A 3578-nucleotide genomic window follows, 5' to 3' on the forward strand; every position below is an offset into this window, starting at 1 on the left:
CAGCACCGCCCATAACTCGTTACTGATTTTTCGTCTGGCCATGTCGCCAGGATATGGCTTTCATGGCTTCACGTCCAGGTTGTGTTAGCCGCTCTAAGTCAACACGTGATCTATCAGTCAGAGTCAGGTCAGGTCACAGGTAGCCAGCCGCTTGATGCCGAAGACCGTGATCGACCCACAACTGCCGTTTGGATTTCTGAAGCCGCAATAACAACTTCAGGGGTGCAACGGACGCTCGCCCCACCGAATTGAATGGCTAGTCATCGGCCACACTGTCATCAATTTGTGCCACGACCTCCAACTTGGCCGTGTTACACGCCTTCGTGATGTTGCGCCACTGAATACCGGTTTCCCATGCCAACGAATTCTCACGCTGCCGGGGAACAGCCACAGAAGGCGGTTGACTCCCATTCTGTGACCGGGATAGCTGAAGTACAATATCTCATAATAATAGCCATCTTTCGGGGTGATAGGGCATGGATAGTCCGTTCAAGCGAAAACTAGAAGAAATATACCAACGATATGGATTCGAACTTGCAAAGGTGTACGAGCCGGAAGACGTTGTCGTCTTTACCCTTAAGACGGGGTACTTCGATAACGCAGATATCGTCCCGCTGAGCGCAAATGCTAACACCAAGAAACCTTTTGAAGATTTCTCTGCAAGCGGTTATGCATGCACAGTGCGAAGCTTTTTGTCTCCAGAGCAGACTGAAAATGAACTATTCAAGGGATTCTTCTCTGTCTCCTCAATTCTCGATAGGCTAGAGAAGGATTATAATCAATTCACAAATAATATTGTAAAATCTCTTGCTGAAGATGCGCGCTACGAATATATAAACGCGCCCTACAGCGTAAACGGAAAGAGCGGCATCAAATCGCCCGCTGGAGAAGTTGTCGCTCGATTAAATTCGCCGCGCCCAATTTTGTTCCTTATTGAGGCCGCAGCAGGGTTTGGGAAGACCTGTACTGCATATGAGATAGTTCACAAGCTAATACAAGAGAAAAGCTATCTTCCGCTCTTTTCCGAGCTATCGAGAAATAGAAAGGCTCCGATATTTCGTTATGTTCTGCTTGACGAAATCGATCGGAAATTTCCGACGTTAAGTTCGCGACTCGTTCAATCTGAAATTGTGAATGGACGAGTGGTAACCATTCTTGATGGATTCGATGAACTATTGCGAAAAACTGACGAAGTCGATGATTTCGAGAACCAGGAGCCAATGCTCGAAACCATCGGTCAGTTCCTGACAGGAAAGGCAAAAATCGTCCTCACTACTCGTCGCACGGTTTTATTCGAAGGAGATGCATTTCACACTTGGGCTGCCGATCATTCAGAAGAATTTGAATTGGTGAGGATCCGCATTGGCGAACCTTCCCTCGTTGACTGGTTACCCGAAGATCGACTCAAGGCCATTCAGGCTACATCCTTGGACATAAGAAACAGTCTGGCGAGTCCTGTATTACTTTCCTATTTGCGTTGCATTCCGCATGATAAATTTCAGGCAGCTATCGAATCACCGCAAGATTTGGTTGAGAGGTATTTCAGCTTTTTGCTTGAACGCGAAAGGGTAAGGCAAGACTTGCAGATGAATGTCGAAACGCAGAAGTCAATTTTGACGACTGTTGCGGGAGACATGATTACGTGTGGATACACATCGGAACAAAGAGATTATATTGTCGATTTGGTACTGAAAAATTGCATTCAAGAGATTGAAGAGGCTTTGGCACGCTATCCATCCTCAGAAAGGCCGGACAAAGAATTCATTGCCAATAAGATTGCAAGCCATGCGCTTCTCGATCGGAGCAACAAGGAAGAGAACAAAATTGGCTTCATCAACGAATTTGTTCTAGGTTATTTTGTGGCAGCGAATATTTTCCAGGATAAGGAATGGCTAAACGACGACGTACGCTTTCTCGAGCCTGCTGTAGCTTCTTATCGTCCGCGAACGCCAATCGAGAGACGGGAGCTTCTTGATCGAATTCGTCAGTCATTGGACTTCACTCCGATCTCCTACAAAGCAGATTTCACGGCACGACTTATTGGTGCGATAGACTTCCCCCTTCAATCAGATGAAGCCGAAGGGCTTGAATTTGATGCGATAAAATTTGGCCAAAAAGAAATCGCCAGCTTTCAGTTCAATGATTGCACTTTTAGAAGTTGCGAGTTCGCACTCGATAACATTTCCTATGCGACGTTTTTAAACTGCAAATTTTATGGCGACAATGTTGCGACCGGAATTCCTGCTGGCCCAATATACGTTCTTGGCGAGATTGGCGATAGTGAATTTATAAAAAATGCTATCGGGAATATTGGGCACAGTGCCGCTGATAATCTTTCTAACCAATCAAATTTGCTCCAGAGGCACGTACTCGAAAAATTCTGGCCAGTCGGTCGAGAGAAACTCATGCACAAACATCGGCCAATATCTGGAATTTGCAATGGACATGGCGGCTTCCGACCCGACGAAATATTCGAGTCTATTCACGAATTAAAAAAGAGAGGGATATTGCTTCAACCCAACAACGCATCGTTTGTTGAGTTAAATTTTGATCGACTTCCCGAGATTCGGCAGATTTTGGGAAGGACGCAATGAGAAGCCAATATGGACACATCGCGGAAGAGGTGCGACGCGAAATTGAGGACCAGTTATCTAGCATAGGCATGCTGTTCCGTGTCTTTGCTCGAGGAAAAGACCCTGCCTCACTCGAATCGAAGCTCAAGCGAGAGCCTGGTAAATATCAACTTGGTGGGAAATTGATCCAGGACGTCATTGGAGTTCGAGTTGCGTTGTATTTTCCAGACGACATTCCAATCGTTAAATCGATTCTCGAGTCTCGATTCGCGGTCGACAGAAACGCCTCAACTATTGATCGACCTGAAAGCGACCAGTTTTCTGTCACGCGCTACAATTTGGTATTCCGCCTCGCAGATGAAGCGGCAGATAATTTCGCCAGAATTAGGGGTGACGCACCATTAGATTTAACATTCGAAGTTCAGTTGCGCAGCATCCTTTCAGAGGGTTGGCACGAAGTCGAACACGATCTCCGATATAAAGCCAAAGATGATTGGAGTGGCCATGACGATCTCAGCAGGGTATTGAATGGGATAGTTGCTACCCTGGAGACATCTGAATGGAATATGGGAAAGGTTTTTGAGGAACTTTCATACCGGCATTATAAATCACAGAATTGGCAGGGGATGCTACCGAGCATACTTCGAATGAGGCTGAAAGGTTCAATGACTCAGCCCGTAATCGACGCACTGAACTCCGACATACAGGTAGCGAAGGAATTGCTCAGGATTGATCGCCCTAAACTACTGAGATTGTTGTCACGGGCCAAGCCAAAGCTGCCAATAACACCGGATAACGTGATCTTGTTTTGGAACGCAACTGGCCCCCGACACCCATGTCTTCTATCGCTCACTCCTGTCGTAGTGAACGATGTCGCCGCCGGTGTGTCCGCTTGACAATGAGGCCTACCGTAAGCGTCATTTGAAGGCCGCATGGACAGGGCTGGTCCCGGTGTCCAAAGTGATGCCCGTTACTTCAAGTGGTGGGGACTACTTTGGACACACG

Annotated in this window: 2 protein-coding genes; both read left to right on the forward strand. The window is 46.9% G+C overall.

The window, feature by feature from the left end; genetic code table 11:
• The first annotated feature begins 476 nt into the window (after positions 1–476).
• The gene (locus BLU17_RS31900) at positions 477–2594 is read left to right on the forward strand and encodes an NACHT domain-containing protein (protein WP_092006684.1); all 2118 of its coding nucleotides are present in this window, start codon (positions 477–479) and stop codon (positions 2592–2594) included.
• The gene (locus tag BLU17_RS31905; RefSeq protein WP_092006687.1) at positions 2591–3469 is read left to right on the forward strand and encodes a RelA/SpoT domain-containing protein; all 879 of its coding nucleotides are present in this window, start codon (positions 2591–2593) and stop codon (positions 3467–3469) included. Before BLU17_RS31900 ends, BLU17_RS31905 begins: the two co-directional genes overlap by 4 nt.
• The last annotated feature ends 109 nt before the right edge of the window (positions 3470–3578 follow it).

This window comes from Paraburkholderia lycopersici, assembly GCF_900096975.1.
In the GTDB taxonomy this organism is placed as follows: domain Bacteria; phylum Pseudomonadota; class Gammaproteobacteria; order Burkholderiales; family Burkholderiaceae; genus Paraburkholderia; species Paraburkholderia lycopersici.

What these genes read in the sequence shown, in the direction of transcription:
- BLU17_RS31900 (WP_092006684.1), top strand. Translation starts at nt 477, where the DNA reads ATGGATAGTCCGTTCAAGCGAAAACTAGAAGAAATATACCAACGATAT.
- BLU17_RS31905 (WP_092006687.1), top strand. Translation starts at nt 2,591, where the DNA reads ATGAGAAGCCAATATGGACACATCGCGGAAGAGGTGCGACGCGAAATT.